18 protein-coding genes are annotated in these 26,192 nt (G+C 71.7%); 13 read left to right on the plus strand and 5 right to left on the minus strand.

The window, feature by feature from the left end:
• The first annotated feature begins 2 nt into the window (after positions 1-2).
• From NQU55_RS17670 to NQU55_RS17690, 5 genes are read left to right on the plus strand one after another with little or no spacing between them, the layout of a single operon-like run.
• Positions 3-365, plus strand: coding sequence for a GPW/gp25 family protein (locus NQU55_RS17670; RefSeq protein ID WP_168094054.1), 363 nt, complete (start codon positions 3-5; stop codon positions 363-365).
• Positions 362-3,409, plus strand: a complete 3,048-nt coding sequence (locus NQU55_RS17675; protein WP_256790824.1) for a putative baseplate assembly protein — start codon at positions 362-364, stop codon at positions 3,407-3,409. The genes NQU55_RS17670 and NQU55_RS17675 overlap by 4 nt, the downstream gene beginning before the upstream one ends.
• A complete protein-coding gene (locus tag NQU55_RS17680; RefSeq protein ID WP_256790825.1) occupies positions 3,406-6,705 on the plus strand; it encodes a putative baseplate assembly protein in 3,300 nt (1,099 codons plus the stop codon). The genes NQU55_RS17675 and NQU55_RS17680 overlap by 4 nt, the downstream gene beginning before the upstream one ends.
• Complete coding sequence (locus tag NQU55_RS17685) at positions 6,702-9,005, plus strand: hypothetical protein (RefSeq protein ID WP_168094698.1); 2,304 nt, start codon at positions 6,702-6,704, stop codon at positions 9,003-9,005. The genes NQU55_RS17680 and NQU55_RS17685 overlap by 4 nt, the downstream gene beginning before the upstream one ends.
• A 49-nt stretch (positions 9,006-9,054) precedes the next feature.
• Entirely contained in the window at positions 9,055-10,494 is a 1,440-nt protein-coding gene (locus NQU55_RS17690; RefSeq protein ID WP_256790826.1) for a DUF6519 domain-containing protein, read from the plus strand.
• Between the two features lie 173 nt (positions 10,495-10,667).
• Here the strand turns inward: NQU55_RS17690 and NQU55_RS17695 are convergent, their stop codons facing one another.
• On the minus strand, positions 10,668-10,961 hold the full coding sequence (locus NQU55_RS17695) for a hypothetical protein (RefSeq protein WP_168095477.1): 294 nt from the start codon (positions 10,959-10,961) through the stop codon (positions 10,668-10,670).
• Between the two features lie 330 nt (positions 10,962-11,291).
• On the opposite strand from NQU55_RS17695, the gene NQU55_RS17700 reads away from it, so the two are divergent.
• A complete protein-coding gene (locus NQU55_RS17700) occupies positions 11,292-12,398 on the plus strand; it encodes an alpha/beta hydrolase (RefSeq protein WP_240976847.1) in 1,107 nt (368 codons plus the stop codon).
• Between the two features lie 36 nt (positions 12,399-12,434).
• On the opposite strand, the gene NQU55_RS17705 is transcribed toward NQU55_RS17700, so the two are convergent.
• Positions 12,435-13,382 (minus strand): SMP-30/gluconolactonase/LRE family protein, encoded by a 948-nt coding sequence (locus NQU55_RS17705; RefSeq protein ID WP_168095476.1) that lies wholly within the window; start codon positions 13,380-13,382, stop codon positions 12,435-12,437.
• Positions 13,383-13,692: 310 nt separating this feature from the next.
• On the minus strand, positions 13,693-14,928 hold the full coding sequence (locus NQU55_RS17710) for an MFS transporter (RefSeq protein WP_168095475.1): 1,236 nt from the start codon (positions 14,926-14,928) through the stop codon (positions 13,693-13,695).
• 81 nt (positions 14,929-15,009) lie between these two features.
• Between NQU55_RS17710 and NQU55_RS17715 the strand changes: the two genes are divergently transcribed.
• From NQU55_RS17715 to NQU55_RS17745, 7 genes are all read left to right on the plus strand, one after another.
• Positions 15,010-15,411, plus strand: coding sequence for a MerR family transcriptional regulator (locus tag NQU55_RS17715; RefSeq protein ID WP_168095474.1), 402 nt, complete (start codon positions 15,010-15,012; stop codon positions 15,409-15,411).
• 220 nt (positions 15,412-15,631) lie between these two features.
• A complete protein-coding gene (dacB, locus tag NQU55_RS17720; protein ID WP_256790827.1) occupies positions 15,632-17,242 on the plus strand; it encodes a D-alanyl-D-alanine carboxypeptidase/D-alanyl-D-alanine endopeptidase in 1,611 nt (536 codons plus the stop codon).
• 420 nt (positions 17,243-17,662) lie between these two features.
• Positions 17,663-18,331 carry a GTP cyclohydrolase II gene (locus NQU55_RS17725; RefSeq protein WP_168092584.1) on the plus strand — a complete coding sequence of 223 codons (669 nt, stop codon included), beginning with the start codon at positions 17,663-17,665 and terminating at the stop codon, positions 18,329-18,331.
• A 25-nt stretch (positions 18,332-18,356) separates the two neighbouring features.
• Positions 18,357-19,133: a flavin reductase family protein gene (locus NQU55_RS17730; protein ID WP_168092581.1), complete on the plus strand. Its 777-nt coding sequence runs from the start codon at positions 18,357-18,359 to the stop codon at positions 19,131-19,133.
• Between the two features lie 184 nt (positions 19,134-19,317).
• On the plus strand, positions 19,318-21,180 hold the full coding sequence (locus tag NQU55_RS17735; protein ID WP_168092580.1) for an outer membrane protein assembly factor BamB family protein: 1,863 nt from the start codon (positions 19,318-19,320) through the stop codon (positions 21,178-21,180).
• Positions 21,181-21,192: 12 nt separating this feature from the next.
• Positions 21,193-22,443, plus strand: a complete 1,251-nt coding sequence (locus NQU55_RS17740; RefSeq protein ID WP_168092579.1) for an MFS transporter — start codon at positions 21,193-21,195, stop codon at positions 22,441-22,443.
• Positions 22,444-22,606: 163 nt separating this feature from the next.
• Entirely contained in the window at positions 22,607-23,206 is a 600-nt protein-coding gene (locus tag NQU55_RS17745) for a TetR/AcrR family transcriptional regulator (protein ID WP_168092578.1), read from the plus strand.
• Positions 23,207-23,301: 95 nt separating this feature from the next.
• On the opposite strand, the gene NQU55_RS17750 is transcribed toward NQU55_RS17745, so the two are convergent.
• Positions 23,302-24,891 (minus strand): alpha/beta hydrolase, encoded by a 1,590-nt coding sequence (locus NQU55_RS17750; RefSeq protein WP_168092577.1) that lies wholly within the window; start codon positions 24,889-24,891, stop codon positions 23,302-23,304.
• Positions 24,888-26,129: a serine hydrolase domain-containing protein gene (locus NQU55_RS17755; RefSeq protein ID WP_168092576.1), complete on the minus strand. Its 1,242-nt coding sequence runs from the start codon at positions 26,127-26,129 to the stop codon at positions 24,888-24,890. The genes NQU55_RS17750 and NQU55_RS17755 overlap by 4 nt, the downstream gene beginning before the upstream one ends.
• Positions 26,130-26,192: the final 63 nt, after the last annotated feature.

The raw sequence follows: 26,192 nt of genomic DNA on the forward strand, positions 1-26,192 counted from the left end.
CCGTGGACATCGACTTCCCCTACCGCATCGACGAGCGCGGCCGCACTGCGGAGACCGGCCACGCCGACCACGTCCGCGACATGGTCGAGATCGTGCTCTTCACCACCCCCGGGGAACGCGTCAACCGCCCCGACTTCGGCTGCGGGCTGCTCGACCTGGTCTTCGCCCCCAACGGCCCCGAGCTCGCGGCCACCGTGGAGCTGACCGCCCAGGCCGCCCTGCAGCGCTGGCTCGGCGACCTCCTCTCCGTCGAATCCCTCGCCGTCACCGCCGAGGAATCGACCCTCACCGTCTCGCTGAGCTACCGGCTCGCCGCGACGGGGGAGCGCAACAGCGTCGTCCTCGACGGGGGGACCGCGGCATGAACCCCCCGGGCCTGCCGGTCTGCGAGGACGAGCGACGCCGCGCCTCCGTGCGCCGGGCCGGACTGGCCGGCATCGACTCCGTGACCGTCGATCCTGACCAGCGCGGCCTCACCGTCACGCTGTTCGGCACCGTGCCCCCCGGCATCGACCGGCACAGCTTCCGCATCGAAGGCGGTCGGCGGGTCACCGGCATCCGGGTCGTCGGCGCCACGGTCCACGGCTGCGCCGACCAGGACCCCGCCACCGACGTGCACCTCGCCCTCGACCAGCGCGGCGACACCTCCACCTACCGCCTGCTCGCCCTCGGTGACGCCTTCGACCCTCGTTACGCCGCGCACGAGTTCGGCTTCCGGCAGCACTGTCCCACCGGCCTGGACTGCCGGCCCGCCGGCCCCCCGCCCCCGCCGCCGACCCGCCCGGCGCCGGCCGTCGACTACCTGACCAAGGACTACGCCGGCTTCCGGCGCCTGCTCCTGGACCGGCTCGCCCTGACCATGCCGGACTGGGCCGAGCGGCACGTCCCGGACCTCGGCATCACCCTCGTCGAGATCCTCGCCCATGTCGGGGACCGGCTCAGCTACCAGCAGGACGCCGTCGCCGCCGAGGCGTACCTGGACACCGCCCGGCTGCGGACGTCCGTCCGCCGGCACGCCCGCCTGGTCGACTACCCCATGCACGACGGCTGCGCCGCCCGGAGCTTCGTCTGCGTCGAGACCGAGACGGACATGGAGGCCGACCCGGCCGAATTCGCCTTCGCCGTGGTGCCTCCCGGGAGGCTTTCGGACGCCGGGCCGGTGATCACCGGTGATGTCCTATGGGCGCAGGCGCAGGTCTGCTTCCGACCCCTGGAGGACCGCCGGATCCGGCTCCGCGCCGCCCACAGCCGCATCGAGCTGTGGGCCTGGGGAAACGAGCAGTGCCACCTGCCCGTAGGGGCGACCGAAGCCACGCTGCGTGACGGCGAGTTGAAGGAAGGGCGCGCTCACAGGGCCCTGGATCTCCACCTCGGTGACGTTCTCATCCTGGAGGAGGAGCGCCGCCCCGCCACCGGAGCCCCGGCCGACGCCGACCCCACCCACCGGCAGGCCGTCCGCCTCACGCGCGTCACGCCGCGCATCGACGCCGTCGAAAAGGTCCCCGTCGTCGATATTGCCTGGGACCCCGAGGACGCCCTGACGTTTCCCCTGTACTTGACTGTGCGCGGCAGAACCGCCCCCCTGGCCGTCGCGCGCGGCAACGCTGTCCTCGTCGAACACGGATTGGACAACACTTGGGGAACGGGCGCAACGGGCGAACGGGGGGCAACGGGCGCATCGGGCTCCGCGGCGCCGGTGTTCACCGCGCCGGGCCACTGGGCCGGCGGGAGACCTTTCGCCCCGTCCCTGCCCGACACCGGCCTCACCTGGTCCGCCCCCTTCCCCGATCCGGCCCACGTCGCTGCCGCGCAGGCGCGACAGCTCACGCTGCTTCCGGAACGCGCGCGCGACAGGATCCGCAATCTGCTGGACGCCGAGAACGCCGTGGGGAAGGCCACGGGGAACGCCGGCGAGGGAAGTTACGGGAGTAAGGGCGAGAGTCAGGAGGGGCGTACGGACGGGAGCGACGCGGAGGCTGAACACCGGAGTTACGGTGGGGATGAGGCTGAGGCAGGCTCCGTGGGTCACGGCGGGGACACCGCCGTCGGCGACGACGAGCGCGCCCTGCGGACCCTCTTCGGGGAGGGGACCCTGCGAGCGGTCGGCTTCTACGAGGACCGCAGGCGTGCCCTCGCCACCCTCCTCTCCCGCTTCGAGCACTTCCTGGACACCAAACTCCGCCGCCTGGACGCGCTGGTCCAGCAGGCCCGCTCCGGATACGTCCTGCCCGAGGAAGACGTCGACGGGGAACTCGCCCAGAGCTGGGGGCCGGACGCCCAGGACGTCCTTCCCGACTCCCCGCTCCTCCACGGGCCGGCCGCCCGCGCCCTGCGGACCGACCCGCGCGCCGCGCTGCCCCGGCTGCTCCTCCAGCCGGTGGCTCCCGCGGGAGGGGAAGCACCCGAGAGCGGCAAGAAGCAGGGGTCCGCGGCGGACCGCACGCCGCGGGCCGCCCGCGAGCAGGCCGCAGGCTCCGCCCCCTGGACGCCCTGCCGCGACCTGCTGAGCTGCGGCCCGCGCAGCCGGCACGTCGTGGCCGACACCGACGACCAGGGCATCGTCACCCTGCGGTTCGGCGACGGCCGGGCGGGCTGCCTGCCCGTACCCGGCACGAAGCTGCGGGCCGAGTACAGCCTCGGCAACGGCCGCACGGGGAACGTCGGCCCCGCGGCGATCAACCGGGTCGCCTTCCGCACCCTCCGTCCCGGCGGCATCACCCGCGTCCGCAACCCCCTGCCCGCCACCGGCGGCACCGACCCCGAGCCCGTGACCGACGTACGCCGCGCCGCGCCCCGCGAACCCTTCCGCAGGCTCCTGCGCGCCATCACCGCCGACGACTACGCCGCACTGGCCCAGCAACAGCCCGGCATCCAGCGCGCGGCCGCGGCCCTGCGCTGGAACGGCAGCTGGTACGAGGCCGACGTCGCCCTCGACGCCCAGGGCGCCGCGGACGTGCCCCGGGACCTGCTCGACGGCGTCCGGCAGGCCCTGCACCGCTACCGCCGCATCGGCCACGACGTCGTCACCAGTCAAGCCGTACAAGTGCCCCTCGACGTCGCCCTGACGGTGTGGGTGGATCCCCACCACATCACCGGGCACGTCAAGCAGGCCCTCCTGAGCGCGCTGCGCCCCGGCCCTCTGCCCGGCGGCGGACGGGGCTTCTTCGACCCCGACGCCCTGTCGTTCGGCACCCCGGTGCCCGCCAGCCGACTGATCGCGGCGATCGTCGCCGTCCCCGGCGTGCGGCATGCCGAAGTGACCCGCCTGCGCCGGCTGCATGGCACCGGCCCCGCCATCCCGGACGACGGCGTGCTGCGGATGCGGCCGCTGGAGATCGCCCGGCTCGACGACGACAGCGCCCGGCCGGAGAACGGCCTGCTGGAACTCACCCTCGAAGGAGGACGATGAGCAGCCCGACCTGCCGCTGCGGCTGCCGCACCGCCACCGGCCCGGCCGGTCCGGCGCGCATCTGGAACCGGCCCGGACTGCCCGAGCTGTCCTGCCGCGCCGGCACCCACGGACAGGTCCTGGACGCCATGCTCGCCCGGCTGTCGGGCGAGGACCACCGGCAACTCGCCCGCCTCACCCACCGCGAGACCGACGACCCCTCCGTCGCCCTGCTGGACGCCTGGGCCGTCATCGGCGACATCCTCACCTTCTACCAGGAGCGCATCACCAACGAGGGCTACCTCGGCACGGCCACCGAACAGGAGTCCCTGACCCGGCTCGGCAGGCTCGTCGGCCACGGTCCGCGCCCCGCCCTGGGCGCCGGCACCTTCCTCGCCTACACCCTCGACCCCGGCGCCCGCGCCACGATCCCGGCCGGGTCGCAGGTCAAGAGCACGCCCCTGCCCGGTGCTCTCCCGCAGACCTTCGAGACCTCGGAGGACCTCCACGCCCGCGCCGAATGGAACCAACTGCCCGTCCGCCGGACGGAGCCGCCCGACCTCAGTGTCGAGCGCCTGAATACAGTGCGGGCCCTGGAGCTCTCCGGCATTCACGCGGGTCTGCGGCCCGGCGACCGGATGCTGTTCTCCTTCTCCGACCCCGGGCTCTTCGCCGTCCGCACCGTCCACGACAGCAAGGCCGACCCGGAGCACCAGCGCACCACCGTGTACTTCGCGTCGGCCACGCCCGAGGACGAGTACGCCGACGCGGCCGAGGCCCTGGGCACGGTCGTCGGCCGGGCGATGGCCGTGGAGACTCCCGACGGCAGGGCCAAGGAGACGGTGCTCGAACCGATCAGGAAGGCAGGCACCGGCGAAGACGACCCCCAAGAAGCCGACTTCCGACGGGAGTCGCGCTTCTTCACCGACCTCTTCGAACCGCTCAACCGGCTCGACGAGCACCTCGCCGTCGCCCGGAAGAAAGGCGACCGGGCGATTGTGAAGCTGCTGGATCCGGTCGCGGTCGCGGCAAGAGCACTCCGGATCGCGGCGGCCCGGGCGACGAACTCCCCGGAGCTGGACGCCCTGATCCACCTAGGCGAACCGCCGGCAGGGGGCAACGGCGGCGGGACCGGTGAGGGCTCGAGCAGGCCAGGACTCGCCGACCCGGGCGAGGTCCAGGGTCCGAAGGCCGACAAGAGTGAGCGTGAGGGCCAAGTGCTGCTCGGCCTCACCCCCGTCCTCGGCGCCCTCGCACGGCCCCCTTCCCGCCCTCCCGCCGACCGGCGCGACCTGACCACGCCCATCGCCGACCTGTACGGGACGGGCTCCGACGCCCTGACCAGGCTGCTGGCCGCCACCCGCCCGCAGCTCGCCGGGCAGCTCTACCAGGCCCTGGGGACGGCATCGGTCACCCCGGTCGAAGAGCTTCAGGGGATTCAGTGGCTTCGGGTCAAGGCCACCCCCTACGGCGCGACCGTGAGCGAGAAGCAGGACCCCAAAGCCATTGAAATTGATGTGGGTACTGAGGACGACAGAAAGAAGAATCAACTCACCCTCGACGCCGTTTACGACACGATCCTTCCCGGTACGTCGATCGTCTTGGAGAAGGCGGGCGCGGATACGATCGTGCGCGAGGTCCGGGCGGTGACCCAGTGCGCCCTGAAGGCCGGTGAAAATCTGGTCTTCCAAGTGACCCGCCTGACACTCACGTCGGACCTGCCTGAGGCGTACTTGAGCGAGGCACGCCGGGACGCCGTCGTGTGGGCCGCCGGAGAGCCCCTCACCCCCGCCGAAGTCCCCGTCACCTCCGACGTCATGGGCCGCGAAATCACCCTCGACGACACCCGCGAGGGCCTCACCCCGGGACGCTGGCTCGTCGTCTCCGGCGAACGTACCGACGTCCCCTACACCACCGGCGTGCGCGGCACGGAGCTCGTCATGCTCGGCGGAGTGCGTCAGCAGACCGATCTGGAACGCCCGGGCGACCGTCTTCACACCACGCTCGTCCTGACCACCGAGCTCGCCTACAGCTACCGGCGGGAGACCGTCGTCATCCAGGGCAACGTCGTCCCCGCCACGGTCGGCGAAAGCGTCGAGGAGGTGATCGGCAGCGGCGACGCCGCGCAGGCCGGGCAGACGTTCGCCCTGCGCCGCACGCCCCTGACCTGGCTGCCCGCGGCGACGCCCACCGGCGCTGGGGGCACCCTGACCGTCCGCGTCGGCGGCGTCGCCTGGCACGAGTCGGACGACCTCACCGAGCTCGGTCCCGCCGACCGTGGATACCGGCTGCGCACGGGCCCGGAAGGCGAGGCCGCGGTCACCTTCGGCGACGGCGTTCACGGCGCGCGGCTGCACACCGGGACGGAGAACGTCACCGCCGAGTACCGCGTCGGCGGGGGCAGCGGCGGAAACCTCCCCACCGGCCAGGTCAACCAGGTCGTCAGCAGGCCGCTGGGCGTCAGCGCCGTCACCAACCCGATCCCGGCGACCGGGGGCACGGACGCGGACGGCCCCAGCGACACCCGCAGCCGCGTGCCCCTGCGGATGCGCGCCCTGGACCGGATCGTGTCACTGCGCGACTACGAAGACTTCGCCCGCTCCTACGCGGGCATCGGCAAGGCGTCCGCCCAGTACAGCCAGGACATCAGGCGTCGCGTCGTCCAGGTCACCGTCGCGACCGTCGGCGACAGCCCCGTCGGGCACGCCTCGCCGCTCCTCACCTCCCTCGAAGCCGCGCTCAACCGCTACGGGGACCCGGCGCTGCCGGTCGTGGTGGCCCTGCGCGAGAGGGTCCTCCTCGTCGTCTCCGCGGGCATCCGCGTCCTGCCCGATCACCGATGGGACGACGTCGAACCCGCCGTGCGCCGGGCCCTGCACGACGCCCTCGGCTTCGCGCGCGCCGAACTCGCGCAGCCCGTCCACCTCACTACCGTCATCGCCGCGGCCCAGGCCGTTCCGGGCGTCGACCACGTCGACGTGGACGTCTTCGGGGGCATCCCGGACGACATCGACACGGTGGGGCTGAGTGGCCTCGCCGAACAGCTGACCCTGGCAGCGCCTTGCGTCCCGGCCCGCCGTGCCGAGTACCGGGAGCTCCCCGCCCATGTCTTCCAGGACGACACGCTCACCTCCATCGCCCTGCGTTACGGACTGAGCCTCGACCGCCTCGTCGCCCTCAACCCCGGCGCTGTGCCCAGTGACGATCTGGAAAAGCTCGGGACCAAGCTCATCGTCGGCCGCGGCCTGCACGCCGCCCAACTCGTCGTCCTTGACCCCGCGGTGCCCGAAACCCTCGTCCTGCGGAGGATCCCGTGAACCCGGACCGGCTCTACGCCCTCCTGCCCGCCGTCCACCGCAGGATGGACGAGCGGAACGGCGGGCAACTACGCGCACTGCTGTCCGTCATCGCCGAACAGGCCGCGGTCGTCGAGGCCGACATCGAGCGCATGTACGACGACTGGTTCATCGAGACGTGCGCCGAGTGGGTCGTCCCCTACCTCGGGGCCCTCATCGGCTACGCCCTCCCGCCCGGAGCGGCCGCCGCCCTCACCGAGCAGGCGGAGGGCCGCGACCAGTTCCTCGCCCACGCCGTGCCGCGCCGCGAAGTCGCCGACACCGTTGCCAACCGCCGCCGCAAGGGAACGCTGGCCCTCCTGGAGGACCTCGCCGCCGACGTCGCCGGCTGGCCCGCACGCGCAGTCGAGCACCGGCGGCTGCTCGCCCTCACCCAGCCGGTCCGCCGCTTGACCGCCGACGACCACGGCACCGCACGCCGGCTGCGCCGCGGCGGGCTGGCCGACCTCCGCCGGACCGAGCCGCTCAACCGGGCCGACGGCCCCTTCGACGAGCTCGCGCACACGGCCGAGATGCCGCGCGCCTGCGGGACCCGCCGGGCCGGGCGGTACAACATCCCCGGACTCGGGCTCCACGTCTGGCGGTTGCAGGCCCACTCCCAGACCCGAGCCCCCGCCTTCTGCCTGGACCGGGCCGCGTACCGCTTCACGTTCAGCCTGCTGGGCAACGACACCCAGCTGTTCACCCTCCCGGTGCCCGAACCGTCGCCCTGCCACATCGCGGGCGAGCTCAACGTCCCGGCACCCATCGGCCGGCGGTCCCTCACCGAGCGCCTCCACGACTACTACGGGCCCGGCAAGAGCCTGTGCGTGTGGGAGGGGGACGGTGACGGGCCGCCGGTGGCGCTGGAGCGGGTCATCTCCGCCGACCTGTCCGGCTGGGACTACCGGACGCCGGAGGGGAAGGTCGCCGTCGACCCCGTCCTCGGCCGCATCGCCTTCCCCGCCCGGCAGGCCCCCGAGCAGGGCGTCCGGGTCACCTACCACCACGGGGCCGCGAGCGACCTGGGAGGAGGCGAGTACCCGCGCCCGTACGCGGTCGTGCCCGAGGGGGAAATCCCGCCCTACCGCGTCGGCCCCGGCGAGCCGTTCACCCGGATCACGGACGCCGTCGAGCAGTGGCGTGCCGACCACGACCGGTGGCGTGCCGCGTCGGAGCGGAAGCAGGACGTCCCGATTGGGAAGCAGCAGGACGTAGAACCGCAGCAGCAGGAGTACGGCCCCCGCCAGAATGACGGCCCCCACCAGGACGCCGGGCCCCACCTGGGCGGCTACCGGATCGTGCAACGGACCGCCCCGCCGCGCGATCCCGGGCCGAGGCCCTCCGACGTCATCGAGATCAGCGGCAACGACGTCCACCAGGACCTCCTCGACATCTGCCTCCACCGGGGCGACCGGCTCGTCCTGCGGGCCGCCGACGGCGCGCGCCCCGTTCTCCGCCTCCTCGACCTGTCCGGCAGCCGCCCGGACGCCCTCCGCGTCACCGGCACCGGCACGGGGGAGGGGCCCCCGCCCTCCGTCACCCTGGACGGCCTAATGGTCACCGGGCGCAGCATTCAAGTCCGCGGGGACGTGGGTGACCTCCTCATCCGGCACTGCACCCTCGTGCCGGGCTGGGACCTCGACGAGCGGTGCGGCCCGCGGCAGCCCGAGGAACCGAGCCTGGAACTCATTGACACCCCTGCCGACGTCCGCGTCGAGCACAGCGTGCTCGGGACCGTCGTCGTCCGCCGCGACGAGCCGGCCGACGAACTTCAGCGGATCCACCTCTCCGACAGCGCCCTCGACGCCACCGCGCGGACCTCCGCCGCCCTGACCGGCCCCGAGGACCGCCACGCCCTCGCCGTCCTCACCGCCCACCGCACCACCGTCATCGGCACCGTGCACGTCCACTCCGTCGACCTGGTGGAGAACTGCCTGTTCGACGGGGACGTCCACGTGGTGCACGGGGCGGCCGGCTGCCTCCGGTTCTGCTGGCTGCCGACCGGCTCCCGCACCCCGCGCCGCTTCCACTGCGAACCCGAACACTCAGGCACCGCCGCGGCCGCACCGCTGCGCTTCACCAGCACCCGCTACGGAACCCCCGGATACCTCCAGCTCGCCGACGGCTGCCCGGACGCGATCCGCCGCGGTGCGGACGACGGGTCCGAACCCGGCGCGTTGCACGACCTCTTCCAGCCGCAGCGAGAGGACAATTTGCGCACGCGCCTCGCCGAGTACGCCCCCGCAGGCTGCGACCCGGCCCTCGTCTTCGTCACCTGACCCCCACCCGACCTGACCCCCGCGGTTCAACCAGGGAGCCCGAACACCCATGCAAGGCGACTTCTCCCGCGTCACGTTCGACAAGGACCGGCGGTTCTCGGCCGTCCTGGCCCAGCAGGGACGCGTCCAGCTCGACGCGGACCTCAACGAGCAGACCGCCATCCTGATGCACTACATGCGCACCCTCGTCACCGACCTGTTCGGGCCGGCCGCCTACCCCGCCGGACCCAAAGGGAACCTGCCCGGAGGCTTCAAGGTCGCGTTCGAGAACCCCACTTTCTCCGTGACGTCCGGCCACATGTACGTCGACGGCATCCTGTGCGAATGCGACGAGGTGACCGACTACCAGGGGCAGCCCGACGGCTTCCTCGACCCGGACCACAAGCCGGAGTTCCCCTCGATGTTCCTGGTCTACCTGAGGGTGTGGGAAAGGCTGGTCACCGCGGCCCAGGACGCGTCGCTGCGAGAGGTCGCCCTGGGCCTGCACGGCCCCGACACGAGCGTGCGGACCCGCGTCGTCTGGCAGCTCGACTGGATGCCGGCCGATAAGACCCTCTTCAGCCTCGGCCCGGCTGCCTTCCTCGAGGCCAAACTCGACGAACAGTTCAAGCCCCGTGGCACGCTCGCCGCCAAGGTCGCGCGCCCCGAGGAGGGCACGGCCCCGTGCGACCTGCCCCCGGAGTCCGGATACCGCGGCCCGGAGAACCAGCTCTACCGGGTGGAGATCCACCAGGGCGGCGACGCGGGCAAGGCGACGTTCAAATGGTCGAGGGAGAACGCCTCGGTGGTCCTCCCGATCAGATCGGCCGCCGGCGCCACGCTGGAGCTGGAGTCCCTCGGCCGTGACGGACGGCTCGGCGTGGAGGCGGGGGACATCGTCGAGATCGTCGACGACGCCACGGTCTGCCGAGCCGCCACGGACGACATCCGCAAGATGTCCACGAGCCTGTACCGCGTCCTGGAGGCCGACCACACCGCCCGGCAGGTCGTCCTGCACGACGACCCCTCCCAGGACCACCACCAGCCGGGCCTCGGCGCCGACCCCGCCCTGCATCCCGTCCTGCGCCGCTGGGACCACCGCCCGGAGCCTGCGAAGCCGAAGAAGGCGCAGGAGAAGGCCGAGGACCAGCCGCACCTGGGCCGGCACACGCTCCTCGTCGAGCAGGGCCGCTGGATCGACCTCGAGGACGGCGTCCAGATCCACTTCGGAACGGACAAAGAGGGCGAGAGGAAACAGCAGTACCGGACCGGCGACTACTGGCTGATCCCGGCCCGGGTGGTCACCGGTGAGGTGGAGTGGCCCAAGGACGCCCAGGGGGAGTGGCGCCAGAAAGAGCCGACCGGTGTCGACTATCACTATGCCCCGCTCGCCGTGGTGAGGGAACCAGGAGCCGATGGCAAGCGGAAGGCGGAAGACGTCCGCACTCCCTTCCCGCAGCCCGCCCCGCACGAGATGGGCGCCGGGGAGCCCGACCAGCCCGAGCAATAGCCCGCCACGCCCGCACGGGCGTGGGCCCGTTTCGGCTCACATCCGGATGACAGCCGGAAGCGGCGGCACGGCATGCTGCCTCCACCGGCACCGACTCACCCCGCATCCGGCGGGAGAGCAAGCATGGCCGTCATCGCACACATCAGGCGCACCCGCTGAGCCACCGGTAGTCGTCATCCGACCGAGAAGGGCTCGTCATCCGAAATGGGCTCGTCCGAGATGGGCTCGTCATCCGAGACAGGCTGGTCGTCCAAGACAGGCTGCTCGTCACCTGAGACGGAGATGAGTTGGCCGTCGTGCTCGCCTCCGTCGCAGACGAGCTGGCCATCCCCGTCGTCCGTGATGGTCAGGACGACGTCGCCGCCCCCTTCTTCGCACAGTTCCCAGGGGACGTCGGTCGGCTGAGCCTGTGCGGTGGCAGGGACCCCGAACACGCCTATGGCGGCCAGGATCACTGAAACGATCACTCTACGCATGATTCCTCCCGTGCTGACGAGAGTGACGGCATCCGCCGAATGGCGGCATGCCCAACGATGACCGTCCCGACGTCCCGCAGCCCGTTGCGCTACGCCGAACGGGTGACCGCGCCCGACGGCGGCTGCCTCGACCGGACGACGGGCGACCCGCGGGCCGCGCCGGGCAGGCGCCGGGCGCATCGCGACCGTCATGGTCAGGTAAAAATGTCATCATTCTGTGAGAATCGGAACCCTTCGCGGCACGGACCTCATCTCCTCAGGCGTCACTGGAAACGACGAGGGCCGCACACCGGCCCCCGGCACCGGAGTGAGGTCCGTTCGATGACATACAGCCCGCCGACCACCAACCGGACCCGGCGAGGGCGTCCGGCCCGTACCAAGCGCTGGATCATCGCCGCGGCTTCCGTCGTCACCCTCGGCCTGGTCGCCTGGCCGGTCATGTCCTACTTCGAGATCCCGCCGTTCACGGACAAGGGGGACCCGATCTCCTTCGGCAAGGGCGCGGCGGGCGGGAAGAACGGCGACCAGGCGGCGGGCTCGAAGGCCCTGATGCCCCTGGGGCCGGACGCCGGCTTCAAGGTCTCCGGCACCGTCCCCGAGGACGGGTCCAAGGTCGCCGTGACGACGTACGACGGCAAGAAGTCCGGCTTCAAGGGCAAGGTCTGGGTCTGGGCCCCCAAGGAGTACGACGACCCGAAGTACGCCAAGAGCGGCTTCCCGGTGCTGATAGCCCTGCCCGGTGGCGCGGGCTTCCCCAACAACTACTGGATGGGCTCGGACCTCAAGCTCCAGGCCTCCATATCCAAGTGGGCGAAGGAGGGCAAGAGCCTGCCCTTCATCATCGCGATGCCGGTGCTGAACCCGGAGAACCACGACAAGGACCCCAAGGACCCGAAGCTCGGCCAGTACTGGGACGGCAGTGACATCCCGGGCCAGCCGAAGATGGGCACCTGGCTCACCGAGGACGTCCCGCAGCTGATCAAGGAGAACTTCCGGACCATCAAGTCCCGTGACGGCTGGGCCTTCATGGGCTCGTCCACCGGGGCTTCCGCGGGCCTGAAGTCCGTGCTGCAGAAGCCGGACAAGTTCAAGGCCGTCATCGCCTCCGGCCCCGACATCGTCCCCGACTCGCGCCTGTGGGCCGGCCACGCGAAGGAGAAGGCGGACAACAGCTCCGACGTCCTGGCCCAGCGGCTCATCGCGAGCAAGGGCCCGGACGTCTACCTGGCCTTCCAGGTCGGCTCCACTGAGCCGGTCAAGCCGCCGATCGACCGCTTCGTCGACAAGTACGGCAACAAAGGACCGGTCAAGACGAAGTACCACGTGATCCAGGGCGGGGAGCACAACGCCGCCAGCTACGTGCCCAACATGGAGACCGGGGGGCTCATCCAGTGGATCAGCGAGCACATGCAGGGGCCCACGTCCTGATGCCCTTGAGACCCCCGGTGTCCTTGCGGGCCTGACTCAGCGGAGCGTCACCTTCAGGATGCGGCCGGAGGCCTCCACCACGAACAGGGCCTTCTGGGCGCTGTGTTCGCCGAAACCACGGGCCACCCGGACGCTGCTGGGCATGTGCAGCCCGCTCGCCAGGACGCAGGAGCGGCCGGTGTCCGGGTTCACCCGGATGAGCTGACCGTCGCGGAAGGACGCGACGACCAGGCTCCCGTCGACGTACGTGAGGTCGTCGAGGAACTTCATGTCCAGGAGGTTCCTGCTGAGGTGCGTGACCGTCGTGCGGCGCGCCGGGTCGTTCAGCGGGATGCGGTAGACCGGGGACGAGGTGTCGGTGATGGCGCTCACGTACAGCTGGTCGCCGGCGATCTCCAGGCCGTTGGCGCCGAAGACGTCCGCGGCCCGGGTCCACTCCTCGTCCTTCGTGCCGTCCGGGCGGACCTTGACGATTCCGGTGGCCAGCTCGCGGCTGAGGTAGAAGTTGCCGGCGGTGTCGACGGCCAGGCCGTTGATGCCCCGGATCCCGCCCACGACCTTCTCCGGCTTGGGGGTGGCGGCGGCCGGGTCGAAGCGCATGATGCCGCCGTCCGTGGCCAGCGGGCTCACGCCGTAGTTGACGTACATCATGCCGTCCGGGCCGCGGCGGAGCCCGCCGGGGCCGCTCACCGGGAAGCTCGTCTTCAGCGTTCCGTCGGGGGCGTATCCCTCGACCCGGTTCTTGATGAGGTGGGCGACCCAGAGGGTGCCGCGGCCGTCGAACTCCAGGTTCTCCCGCCAGTCGAGGACGGGAACGCCGCCCTTGCGGAACACCTCCACGTCCGCCCGCTGTTCGCACGGGCCGAGGGCGGTCCTGGCCGGGGCCGGTGTCCCCGCGGCGGCCGCCGGTACCGTGCTGCCCCCCGCCAGGAGCGCGGAGATCAGGCCTGCCGCTAAGAACACCTTGCGTATGCGCGTCGTCATCGCCTCTGCTGCCCCATCCTGTGTCGGATTTTCCTGCTCAACTGACGGTACCTTGCTGATCGTCCGCGAGCTGTGCGAGGCGGGCCTGCGCATCGCGGCGGCCTTCGGCGCGGTCCTGGCGGCCAAGGGATGGAACCAGAAGAATTTTCTAAAAAAACCCTCTACATCGGGCGCCGGTTGGGCCACACTCGACCTGGGGCGGCCGCGAGTGCGAACCGGTCGATCCGGCCCTGCACGTAAGCGAGTTGCGGAGGGGCGTACCGTCGCCGCCCGACAGGGGAGGGCGGCGGCGGTCTCCCGGCGGCTCCGTTCAGAAGGGAGCCGCCCCGTGACCCTGCGGGTGAGCGTCTCCTGCGCGTGAAACCAGTCTTCCTGCCGTCCGCCCGGCGGCAGGAAGACGCCCGTCGTCGCCGCGGGGCAGGACCGGGTAGGTCAGGGCCAGGCCGGCCGCGGTCAGCAGGGCTCCGGCCAGGCCGGTCCAGCGCAGGGCGCCCGCGGCGACCATCAGCCCGCCCAGGGCGGATCCGGCGGCCGCGCCCAGGTTGAAGGCGCCCGCGTTGACGGCGACAGCCAGGGTGGGTGCGGCTCCCGCGTGCCGCAGGATCAGTCCTTGCAGCGGGGCGATGGTGGCGGTGGCGAGCAGCCCGAGCCCGAGGACCGCGAGCACGGCACTGGGCTGCCACAGGACGGCGAACGGCACGAGGGCCAGCACGCCGGTCAGGCCGCCGAACACGCCGCGCACGGTCGTGGACAGGGACTTGTCCGTCAGCTTTCCGGCAGCCAGGTTTCCCAGGACGCTGCCCGCGCCGTAGGTGAGGAGGAGCCCGGAGACGGCAGCGGGGGAGAAGTGCGCGATCCGGGAGAGGAGCGGCGTGAGGTAGGTGAAGACGGTGGTCACGCCCGAGAAGCCGACGGCGGTGGCGGTGATGGCCAGCAGCACCGGCTTGCGGGTGACCACGCGCAGCTCGTCCCGTACGCGCGTGGCGGGCGCCGGCTGCTCGGGCAGGACGGCGGCGAGCACCGCGGTCGCGGCCAGGGCGAGGACGGTCAACGCCCAGAAGGGGGCGCGCCATCCGGCGCTCTGCCCCATCAGGGAGCCCAGCGGCACGCCGAGCAGGGTGGCGACGGCGAAGCCCGAGGCGACGGTCGCGATGGCCGTTCCGGTCTTCTCCGGAGGGACCACGCCGGTCGTGATCACCATCGCCACCGCCAGGAACGCGGCGTGGCTGAGGGACGCGAGTACGCGCCCGGTCAGCAGCATGCCGAAGGTGGGCGCCAGGGCACAGACCGCGCTGCCCGCCGCGAACAGCAGCATCAGCCCCACGGCCAGCCGCCTGCGGGGCACCCGGGACGTCAGCATGGTCACCACGGGGCCGCCGGTCACCACGCCCAGGGCGTAGGCGGTCACGGACTGCCCGGCCGTTCCCTCCGAGATCCCGAGATCCGCCCCGACCTGCGGCAGCATGCCCGCGACCAGGTATTCCGCCGTGCCGACGACGAAGACGCTCGTGCTCAGGGCGGCGAGGGGGAGGAAGGTCTTGTTCATGCCGCGGACGCTAAACTCTGACATCCGTGTCAGAGTCAAGCCGCCGGGCTTGCCCCGCGCGGCAGTCACAGGGGGAACGGCATGAGGATCGGCGAACTGTCCCGGAGGACCGGTGTCCACGAGCGGCTGCTGCGCTACTACGAGGCCCAGGGCCTGCTCCACCCCGGCCGGCTCCCCAGCGGCTACCGGGAATACGCCGAAGGCGACGTCGCCGCCGTGCGCCGCATCCGCAGCCTGCTCGCCGCCGGCCTGAACACCGCCACCATCGCCGCGATCCTGCCCTGCCTGCGGGACGAGGGCGAGCGGCTCGTTCCCACCTGCTCGGACCTGGTCGCGGACCTCTTCCGGGAGCGCGACCGCATCACGCGCGCCATCACGGACCTGCAGAGCTCCCGGGCCGCGCTCGACGACGTCATCACCGCGGCCCCGGCCGAGGTGGCCGACCGGGCGCTCGCCACGCTGGAGTCGCCCGTGCCCGCGTGACGGGCCGTCAATCGGGCACGGCCGCGCCGCCGGAGGCGAACCGCGCGGCCGGCGCCCGCTGGGCTGAACGTGTTCCCTGCCCCGCCGGGGCTGGACCGCGCGGGTGAAGGTACCGGCCGGGACGTTCGGCAGGGGTGTCCCGCGCGGTACGGCTGCCGCAATCGGCACGGACGCGGGCCGTGGCGACGGCGGTCGACCCGGAGTGGGAACAGGTGGCGCGATGACAGGCTTCACGCGGGGATGGCGGGCACGGGCGGGCGTCGCGGTCGCCGTGATCACCGCGTTGACGGCGGCGTCCGCGGGCCCCGCGGCGGCGGTGCGCGAGCGCAGGCCCGGGGCCGCCATCGAGGCGGTGATGAGGAAGCCCGGCTACGAGCACGCGCGGTGGGGCCTGCTGGAGGTCGACGAGAAGGGGCGCACCGTCCGGTCGAAGAACGCCGGCGAGTTCTTCATCCCCGGCTCCGCGGCCAAGCTGTTCAGCGTCTCGGCCACCTGGCGGACCATCGGCGGCGACCACCGGTTCACCACGCCCGTGCTGGCCGTCGGGCACCGCAACCACACGGCGCTGGACGGCCACCTCGTGCTCGTCGGCCAGGGCGACCTCAGCCTGGGCGGCCGGACGGGCCCGGGCGGCACCATGGAGTACACCGACATCGACCACACCTACGCCAACGACGTCCCCGGCGCGACGCTGACCCCGCAGAACCCGCTGGCGGGGATCGACGAACTGGCCCGCCAGGTAAGGCACTCGGGCATCACCGAGGTCAAAGGGGACGTCGTCGTCGACTCCCGGCTCTTCACCTCGTCCGCGAACCTGGACCCGGCCCCGACCCCGCTGATCGTCAACGACAACCTGATCGACCTGCTCACCACCCCGACGTCCGCCGGCCGGCCCGCCAAGCTCGACTGGCGCCCGCGCGTCGCGCCGTACCAGGTCGACTCGCAGGTGCGCACCGTCGCGGCGGGCGGCACCACCGACATCTCCGTCACCGCCTCGCAGGACGGCACGCACATCACCCTCACCGGGACGATCGCCGCCGGGGCGAAGCCCGTCCTGAGGGTGTCCCCGGTGCGCAACCCCGACGCCTTCGGACGGACGGCCCTCATCGAGGCGCTCGGCCGTGCGGGCGTCACCGTCCACGCGCACGCGACCGGCCCCAACCCGACCGGTCTCCTGCGGCAGGACCGGCACGGCACGGAGCGCGTCGCGGCGTACGTGTCGCCTCCGTACGCCGAGTACGCCAAGGTCATCCTCAAGGTCAGCCACAACCTCGGGGCCAATCTGGGCATCTGCCTGATGGCCGTGCACACCGGGAGCCGCAACTGCGACGACGGCTTCCGGCCGCTCGCCGAGTTCGTCCGCAAGGCAGGGGTCGACCCGCGGCAGCTGCAGCTCCTGGACGGGCGCGGCGGCAACCCCGTGGACCGCATCGTCCCGACGGCCTTCCCGCGCCTGCTGAGGTACTGGGAGCGCACCCCCGACGCGGACCGGTTCCGCAAGGCCCTGCCGATCCTGGGCGTCGACGGTTCGCTCGCCGGATCCTGCACCCGCGCGGCCACCTGCCCGGCCCACGGCAAGGTCTTCGCCAAGCCCGGCACGGTCGCGGGCTTCGACGCCGTCAACAACCGGCTGGCGGTGGGCGGCGAGACCCTGGCCGGCTACTTCGAGGCCGGTCACGGCCGGCGCCACACCTTCTTCATCGGCGTCAACGGTGCCTCCGCACCGGACATCAAGGGCCTCCTCGCCATCATCGACGACCTCAACCACATCGCGGCCCTCCTCCAGCAACAGGCGGCGGCCGGCGGGCACGGGCCGCGGCGCGGGCACTGAAGGGCCGGGCACCGAAGGCCGGGCACCGACGGGCCGGCACCGAAGGGCCGGGCGCTGAGGGGCCGGGCGCTGAGGGGCCGGTGCTTCCGCGAACGGGCGGCGTGCCCCGGGCGAGGCGTGAGAAAACGTCAGCCCCGGCCGTCGCCCCGCTCGGATGTCGATCTCCGAGACCCCTTCGGAATTCTCTCCTGCAACAGGAGTCACAGCCCAAAGCCGGACCAACCGGAGTGGAGCTCCTGAAAAGCGCCACTTGTTTGACTCGTGTTTGACCCGTGAACTCTGGCGCATTTACGCAAGGTTCAGGGGGCGGGCATTGGCTAGTGTGAGCGGTGGTGCTCGGGGTGGGAGTGATTCACGTAACTGTCCCTGTGATGCGGTCGGATGGGGCAGGTGCGTCGGTCACGTATCAGGAGGGGCATGATGGCGTCAGAGCGACCGGGGCATTTCCCTGATGAACGCGGCGGAGCCACTGTTCGCCGGACCGTGGTCGTCCCGCTGGACATAGGGATCGGCCGGCCCGTGGAAGCGACCGTCACCTCGTTCGACGCTCTTTCCCACAGCGGCGAGCACGTCCTGATCGGCATGGGGATACCGGGCGACATCCCGTTGGTCCGCGTCCATTCCGAGTGCCTGACCGGCGACGTCTTCGGCTCGTTGCGCTGCGACTGCGGCCCGCAGTTGCGCGAGGCCCAGCGCCGCATCCACGAACGCGGCGGAGCGCTCGTCTATCTCCGGCAGGAGGGGCGCGGCATCGGCCTCTACAACAAGATCGACACCTATGCCTTGCAGGACACCGGCCTGGACACCTTCGAGGCGAACACCGCGCTCGGGTTCGCTCCCGACGCCCGCGACTATGCGGTGGCGGCGCAAATGCTCCAGGCGGCCGGCATCCACCGGATCGATCTCCTGACGAACAACTCCGACAAGTCGGAGCAGCTGCGCCGGAGCGGCATCGAAGTCGTCCACGAAATACCCACCGAGACCCATGCCAACCCCCACAACATCCGGTATCTCGCGGCGAAATCCACGGTCACCCGGCACGGGCTCACCCTCGATGCCGACCGGGACGTGAAGGAAGCGCTGTCGTGACCGGCACCACCGAGGGGGCGCAGGAATGATCAGCCAGGACCTGGTCGAGCAGCTGATGCGGTACGGGACGTCCACGGTCGGCATCATCACCGCGACCGGCCCGAGCGGCGTGAACCTCATGTCCGCGGAGTGGACCTACCTCGTGGCCCGGCGGCCACCGCACTTCGCCGTCGGCTGCCAGATCAAGAACCACACCACGGGGCTCATCCTGGAGCGGCGCGAGTTCGGCCTGACTCTCTGCGACGCGTCCATGGCCTCCCTGGCGAACTTCGCCGGCACCTTCACGGGCGCCGAGATAGACAAGAGCGCGGCTTCCGGCCTGAAGCTGCGCGAACCCGTCGTGACCGGCACACCGACCGTCGAGGGCGGCACGCTCAGCGCCGAGTGCCGCGTCCGGTCGGTGGTCGACCTCCCCGACTACGCGCTGATCGTCGGAGAAGCCGTGTGGATGGCGGTCGACCCGGCGCGCAACGCCACCCCGCTGGTCAAACACGGGGGCATGTACGAGCTCGGCGAGCGCATCCTCAGCCGGGAGGTGACCGGCTCCGTCACCGCGTTCCCCGACGGCACCGTGCGCCTGTGCGCCTCCGCGCAGGGCGTCGACGATCCGGAACAGCCGGTGCCGTGGACCGTCACCCTGTCCCCGGCCACCGGCGGCGCGGACATCCCGGTCGGCACCGTGCGCGACGGCGAGGACCTGGACGTCGTCATCGAGCTGCCACGAGCCCCCCTACCGGGCGACGCGCTGATCGTCGCCCGCCCCGACTGCCGGCCCGTACGCGTCGCGCTGCCGACGCCGTGACCGGTGGATCCCTGTCCCATCGCACTGGAGGGAGGTGAACAGTATGCGTAAGGCCGTCCGCCGCTACACCCTCTCGGTCAAGTAACCGGAGAGCAGGCACCGCAGAGCGATGACAGGCCCGGAAGCCCTCTCGTCCAGGGCTTCCGGGCCCCTCCGCCGACGACCGCCGGGAGAGAGCACACTCATGAAGCTTACTCAGCGCGCCGCCAGAGTGGTCCGGGTCGAGGGGCACGGGCTTCTCGTCACCGACATCCGCGGCGGCCTCCACCTGCTGGACGAGGATTTCGAGCTGATCCGCTCCGGCCGCAACCCCGAGTCCGTCGCGCCGGTCTACGCGGTGACCACCTCGGGCGACTTCGCCTACACCAAGGACGCCCGCGGCACGGTGACCCAGTGGAGCCTGCACTCGCTCCACCCGGTCAACTCGCTCGACGCGCAGCACCTGCGGGGCGACGGCGAGTACCTGGAGGGCGAGGAACCCTCCACCCTCATCAACCGCGGGATCTGCGTCTGGCAGGACAAGCTGTACGTCAACAACGGCTACATGGAGATCGCGGTCATCGACGCGCGGACCTTCGACCTCATCGAGGTGCGGCCCTCCATCACCGACCACTTCCTCGAATGGTTCTGCACCGAGCGGCCCGGTGAGCAGTGCGTCGCCGACAAGCACGGCAACCTCTACATCGGCGACCTCGCCGCCTTCGACTTCCCGGTCCACGTGCGGCTGGACGACAAGCTCAACCTGCACCGCGTCCGCTACGACCGCCGCCACGACCGGTACTGGGTGACGCAGGACGCCGGCGAGGACGACGCCCTGTACGTCGCCAACGGCGTGGTGGTCATCAGCCCCGACGGGCGGATGCTGCACAACTTCAAGTTCGCGGCCGACGACGTCGAGACCCTGGAGTTCGACGACACCTTCTCGTTCGCCTACTGCGCGGGCTTCGAAGGCGAGATCACCGTCTTCGACAACCGGGAGAGCGAACCGCGCATCGTGCGGACCATCGCCCCCTTCCGCCACCAGATCACCGACATGACCATCACCTCCCGCGGCGACCTGGTGGTACTCACCCAGGACGGGCAGATGGAGCGGGTCTCCCCCGAGGGCGAGCGCCTGGCCCGCCTCGACTTCGACAGCCGCTGCGTGTGGGACATCCAGCCGGACCCGCTCACCGAGGACGGCTACCTCGTCGCGACCGACACCGGCGTACTCGCCGTCCAACTGACCGACGTCGAAGCCTCCCACCCGAACGCACGCGTCACCCGGCAGTGGGACCTCGGCCTCGGCTTCGTCCGCCGCGTCCGGCCCCTCGCGGACGGCACCTTCCTCGGCGTCACCCGCTCCGGAACGCTCTTCCGCCACAACCGGGACGGAGAGTCCCTCTGGCGCGTCCCCTTCGCCCCGCACCTGCACGACCTCGGCCCCGACGCCGACGGCGAGCGGGTACTGGTGGCGGCCAACGAAGGCGCCTTCGAACACGATGCACGCACCGGAGAGCGGCTGCGCACCCTGGACCTGGCCGGGCTGGTCGCGTGGACCTGCGCCTACGGACCGGCCGGAGAGCTGCTCTTCGCCACCCGCAACGGAGTCGTCTTCTGCTTCGAGCCGTCCGGCGAGCAACGCTGGCGCGTGGAACTCGGCGGCTACTGCAAGCGGATGCAACGCCACGAGGACAAGGTCCTGGTGACCGGTGGCGAGTTCGCCGTCAAGGCCGTCGACGTGGCCACCGGCAAGGTGACGGGCCACTGGTTCGACATGCTGGAGAACACCGTCGAGAGCGCGACGGTCATCGAGGACCGGCTGTACGCCACGTCCTACGGCCTGCAGATGGCGGTGTACGAGACGGGCTCGTCCGAAGTGCTCGGCGTCGTCGAACCCTTCCAGGACTTCCCCAAGGCCCTGGCCAGGCGCACCGGCCGCGACGGCTCGCCGCGCAACCTGCTGCTGGTGGGAGGACGCGGCGGCTTCCTCCAGATACGGGACGTCACCGAGGAGGGGCCCCTGCTCCTGCGCACGGTCTATCTGCCCGCCGGATACGGGAAGTGAGACGGTAGTCGGGTGAGCCTGCAGACCGAGCCGAGTCCATGGCGGGATCCCCGGTTCCGGGTGTTCGCGGCGGGGAACCTGGCCAACAACCTCGGCGAGGGCATGTACGGCTTCGCCCTGCCCCTGCTCGTGCTGAGCTACACGGGCTCCCTCGCCACGATGGCGCTGCTGGTCGCGGTGTCCCCGCTGGTGATCACCATCGCGGGCCCGTTCCTCGGCCACGTGGTCGACCGCTACGGCTCGCGCGTCCTCGTGGTGCCCGGACTGCTGCTGCAGCTCTTCGCCTCGCTGGCCCTCAACTTCGCGCTGCTGGGCGGACCCGCACCCGTGTGGAGCCTGTACGTGGCGGAAGCGCTCGTGCAGATCGGGGCCGTCTCCTACCGGGCCGGCTGGCTCGCCGGGATCCCCGCCATGTTCCCGGACAACACCGGACGGTCCCGGGGATCGCTGACCGTGCTGTTCCAGACCAGCCTGATCCTCGGCCCGGCCCTGGCCTCCCTGCTCGTCGGCCCGCTGGGCTACACCGGACTGCTCTGGCTCAACAGCGCGACGTTCCTCGCCCCGCTCGTCGTGTGGTTCCTCGGCGTGAACCCGGTGGCCGGCCAGAAGCGGTACCAGTCGGCCCCGGTCTCCTTCGTCGCCTCGCTACGGGCCGGGCTGCGCATCTTCTCCCGCGGCGAGAAGATGGGCACGCTGCTGCTCCTGATGGTGCCCGCGAGCTTCACCTTCTCGACCGGCACCACAGCGCTCTTCGTCTACCTCGCCCGCGACACGCTGGACGCGTCGCCGAGCTCCATCGGCGTCGCCCTGGCAGTGGCCAACATCGGCGGGCTCACGGGCGCGCTGATCACGGCCGAGATCCCCCGGTGGAAGATCCGCACCGTCACCGTGCTGGGCCTGGCCAGCGCCGGCGGGGGACTGCTGCTCATCGCCTCCGGCGCGGGCCTCGTGGCGGCGACCGCGGCCCTCACCGTCTTCTTCGTCTGTGAAAACGTCATCGCGGTCGCCACGGAGATGGAGATGTTCAGCTCCGTGCCGCCCGAGCTGATCGGGCGGGCCACCGGAATGTGGCGGCTGGCGACCGGACTTCCGACCGCCGCCGCTCCTTCGGTGATCGCCTTCCTCGGCGGATTCCTCGGGCCCCGGGCGATCTTCGTCGTTCTCGCCGTGGTCGCCGTCGTACCGCTGGCCTGGCTGCTCAGCCACCGCTCGGCGCTGCGCTACGAGAGCCCGGCTTCCAAGGCCCCCGCAGAACCTGCGTGAAACGTGGGCGAATGCCCATCGTGCGCCGCCCCCAATGCTGACGGGGGCGGCGCTTCCGCGTGTCACCCGCCGTGCCGGGAGTGTGGACCGGGCGACGTGCAGTGTGGATACTTTTTCTAGAAAGTCTTTCTAGCGCGCGAAGATGCCGAAGGTAAGGCGGGCGATGTCTCCCAAGCAACAACGTGGCGAAGCGACCGCCGACCTGCTGCTGACCACCGCGTTGCGCGTGTACGCGGAGGCGGGCCAGCAAGGCTTCACCGTCAATGCCGTCACGGCCGCCAGCGGCGTCAGCCTGGGCAGCCTCTACCACCACTTCGGCAGCTTCGACGGCCTGGCCGCCGCGCTCTACACCCGGTGCATGGAGGAACTGCTCGAAGAGATCGTCAGCGCCGTGAAGCGCTCGCGCACCGCACGCACCGGCATCCGCGCGCTCGTGCTGGCCTACCTGCGCTTCACCGAAGAGCACCGGGACGCCGCGCTGTTCCTCCACGCCTCGGCCTACTCCGGCTACCTGGCGGCGCACGCCGAGGAGATCCGCGCGGCCAAGGCCGCCAAGCTGAGCGGCCTCGGCGAGTGGCTGCGATCGCGCATCGGGGCCGGCGAGATCGTCCCCATGCCCCCGGCCCTGATCGAGGTCCTGGTCATGGGCCCGGTCGCGGAGGCCGCACGCCGCTGGCTGGCCAGCACCTACGACGACATCGACCTGACCGAGGCGGCACGCATCCTGCCCGACAGCATCTGGCGTTCTCTGCGCCCGGCCTGAGAAGAGGGGCCGCAGGGCAGCGGCAGGGGGTGCCGGCACGTCTCTTCCGGCCGGGGTCGCCCCGGCCGGAAGAGACGTGCTGTTCAGCTGTCCTGTCAGCCGCTCGTCTTGGCGCACGTCCGGTCGCCCGCCGGGAGTTCGCCCGTGGCCAGGTACGCGTTGACCTCCCGGTCCACGCAGGCGTTGCCGTACTCGAGGTAGACCCCGTGCTGGTTGGCGCCCTTGACGGTGATGAGCTTGGAGCCGGGCAGCATGCCGTGCAGCGCGCGCCCGCCCTCGTAGTCGGTACGCGTGTCGCCGGTGGCGGCCACGATCAGCGCCGCGGCGTCGTGCTGCACGCGAGTGGGCTCCTCGCGCGGACGGTCCCAGAAGGCGCACGGGCCGATGTTGTTCGTGAGCGGGCCGAACAGCGGGTGGGCGGCGCGGCTGCGCTCGATGTCACGCCAGTAGACCTCGGGGTCGCGCGGCGCGGCACCGTCCCCGCAGAGGATGGCCGTCTGCGCACTGCCGTACTGCGAATTCTTGCTGGTCAGCATCTCCTGCAAGGTCTTCTTGAACTCGGGGGAGAGCGGAGCCGGCCGGTTGTCCGCCGCCTTCGCCATGGTGGACACCTGGTCCCCGAACTCCGCTCGCGCACTGTCGGTGTCCGACGAGAGCGCGCCGAAGATCAGCGTCGGCACCTGGGTGGCGTCGAGCCGGAAGGAGTCGGAGCCCGTGCCGACGGTCAGCCCGCGCGCGGACGCATTGACGACGCGGTCGACGGTGGCGAGCACCTGCGCGCGAGTGCGCCCGAGGCCGTAGGCGTCGTGCCTCTTCGCCGCCCAGGCCGCCCAGTCGGCGAGCGCCTGCTCGTTCTCCTTCTCGACACCCCGCAGCAGCCGGGGGTTGTAGCGGCGCGGGTCGATCGCCCCGTCGAGGACCATCCGGTCGTAGCGGCCGGGGAACAACTGGGTGTAGACGGTGCCCAGATAGGTGCCGTACGAGTAGCCCAGGTAGGAGATCTTGCGCTCGCCGAGCGCGCCCCTGATGACGTCCATGTCGCGGGCCGTGTTGCGCGTGCTGATGTGCGGCAGCAGGGAGGCGTTCGCGGCGCGGCACTTCGCCGCCAGATCCTTGTGCAGGGCGACCTGCCGGTCGAAGCTCTCCCGGTCGGCACCGGCCGAGTAGATGGAGTGGCCCACGGGCCAGTTACAGTCCAGCGGGGTGCTGCGACCGACGGAGCGCGGATCCATGCCGATGATGTCGTAGCGCGCCCCGACGTCCTTCATGGCCTTGCGCATCTCCGGCGGGTCGCCGAGGGCGGGTCCGCCGGGACCGCCGAAGTTGATCAGCAGGGGGCCGACCCGGCGGCGGGTGTCGGTGGCCTTGAGCCGGGATATCGCGACGGTGATCGTACGGCCCCGGGGGTCGGCGTAGTCGAGCGGTACGGTCACGTCCGCGCACTGCGCGCCGGCCTTCTCCAGGTCACGGCCCGTGGTGTCGTCGGGGCCCTTGATGCAGCTGCGCCAGTCGAGACGCTGCTGGTAGTAGCGGTCGAGGCCCGCCTCGGACGGAGCCGCGGCGGGCTGCGCCATGGGGGCCGTGCCCGCGGAGGCGAAGGCCGCCGGCGCCGCGGTGAGGCAGGCGGTGAGGGCGAGGCCGGCGGCCGAGGCGCGGCGCGCGGCGACGGAGCTGAGGATGGTCACGGAGTCTCCTCGGTGCGGTCGGTGCGGTCGGTGCGGTCGGTGCGGTGAGTGAGGTCAGTGCGGTCAGTGTTGTCGGAGTGACCAGTGCGGCCGGCGGCGCAGAACGCGGTGTTCACGACGGCATGGAAGTCCTCCTCCGCCCGGTCGGTGCCGGGCACTTGGTTGAGGGCGAGGGCCACGCTCCGGTCACCCGGGCCGACCGCGCCCAGCGCCCGGTGCCCGCCGGGCACCGTTCCGCCGTGCCCCCACCACCAGCCGCCGCACTCCAGAGGTGAGGCGATCAGGCCCAGCCCGTAGCGGGCGCCGGGCCAGAGCCGGTCCGGGTCGGCGGGGACGGTGCGCTTCATCTCGCCGAGCCACCGCGCGGGCAGCAGCTTGCCGCCGAACAGCGCACCGAGGAACCGGTTGACGTCGGAGGGCGTCGAGATCAGCGCGCCGCCCGCGCCGCCGAAGGACACGTTCCACTCGGTGCCGTCGATCCGGGGCGACGGCGTGCCGTCCGGGGCGTCGGGCCCGGTGAAGTAACTGCGCGAGTGCGGGCCGCGGATGCGCGTCTCGTCGCCCGGCCAGTACGTGTCGCGCAGGCCGAGCGGCTTGACGATCCGGCGGGTCACCTCCGCCTCCACGCCGCGTCCGGTGACCTTCTCGACGATGAGCCCGGCGATGAGGTAGTTGGTCGTCGAGTAGTGCCACTTCTTGTCCGGGCGGGGCTGCTTGAGCACGGTCGCGATCATCTCGCGGGGCTCGAAGCGGCGGTGGCGCCACTCCTCCACGGGCCGGTCCACGAGGGCCTCGGTGTGGTCGGGGAGCCCGCTGGTGTGCTGGAGCAACTGCCGCACGGTGATCCTGCGGCCGTCGTGGCCGTTGCCCCGGATCAGCCCCGGCAGGTAGCGCTCGACCGGGGCGTCCAGCCCGATCCGGCCCTCGGCGGCGAGCTGCACGACGACCGTGGCGGTGAAGGTCTTGCTGACGCTGCCGATCCGCAGCCGGTCCTGCGCGTTCATCGGGCGGCCGGTGCCGAGGTCGGCCACGCCGCGGGCGACGTTCCACTTGCCGCACGTGCCGTCGTCCACTTCGACGGCCGCGCCCGGTATGCCGTGGCGGTGCGTGAGGGTGTCCAAGGAGGCGGCCACCGCGCTGCGTGCCGCGTCGCATCCGGGGGAGGACGCGGGGCGGGCCGCGGTCCCCGCCGCGCCGGCCGAGGGGGCGGCGAGGCCCGTCAGAGCGATCGCCGCCACGGCGAACGCTGCCGTACGGCGCCCATGGAAGCGGCCTCGGAAGCGGCCTCGTGGGCGACTTCC

The organism is Streptomyces telluris (genome assembly GCF_024519335.1).
In the GTDB taxonomy this organism is placed as follows: domain Bacteria; phylum Actinomycetota; class Actinomycetes; order Streptomycetales; family Streptomycetaceae; genus Streptomyces; species Streptomyces telluris.

What these genes read in the sequence shown, in the direction of transcription:
- NQU55_RS17675 (WP_256790824.1), top strand. Translation starts at nt 362, where the DNA reads ATGAACCCCCCGGGCCTGCCGGTCTGCGAGGACGAGCGACGCCGCGCC.
- NQU55_RS17680 (WP_256790825.1), top strand. Translation starts at nt 3,406, where the DNA reads ATGAGCAGCCCGACCTGCCGCTGCGGCTGCCGCACCGCCACCGGCCCG.
- NQU55_RS17690 (WP_256790826.1), top strand. Translation starts at nt 9,055, where the DNA reads ATGCAAGGCGACTTCTCCCGCGTCACGTTCGACAAGGACCGGCGGTTC.
- NQU55_RS17700 (WP_240976847.1), top strand. Translation starts at nt 11,292, where the DNA reads ATGACATACAGCCCGCCGACCACCAACCGGACCCGGCGAGGGCGTCCG.
- NQU55_RS17705 (WP_168095476.1), bottom strand. Translation starts at nt 13,382, where the DNA reads ATGACGACGCGCATACGCAAGGTGTTCTTAGCGGCAGGCCTGATCTCC.
- NQU55_RS17710 (WP_168095475.1), bottom strand. Translation starts at nt 14,928, where the DNA reads ATGAACAAGACCTTCCTCCCCCTCGCCGCCCTGAGCACGAGCGTCTTC.
- NQU55_RS17715 (WP_168095474.1), top strand. Translation starts at nt 15,010, where the DNA reads ATGAGGATCGGCGAACTGTCCCGGAGGACCGGTGTCCACGAGCGGCTG.
- dacB (WP_256790827.1), top strand. Translation starts at nt 15,632, where the DNA reads ATGACAGGCTTCACGCGGGGATGGCGGGCACGGGCGGGCGTCGCGGTC.
- NQU55_RS17725 (WP_168092584.1), top strand. Translation starts at nt 17,663, where the DNA reads ATGGCGTCAGAGCGACCGGGGCATTTCCCTGATGAACGCGGCGGAGCC.
- NQU55_RS17730 (WP_168092581.1), top strand. Translation starts at nt 18,357, where the DNA reads ATGATCAGCCAGGACCTGGTCGAGCAGCTGATGCGGTACGGGACGTCC.
- NQU55_RS17735 (WP_168092580.1), top strand. Translation starts at nt 19,318, where the DNA reads ATGAAGCTTACTCAGCGCGCCGCCAGAGTGGTCCGGGTCGAGGGGCAC.
- NQU55_RS17745 (WP_168092578.1), top strand. Translation starts at nt 22,607, where the DNA reads ATGTCTCCCAAGCAACAACGTGGCGAAGCGACCGCCGACCTGCTGCTG.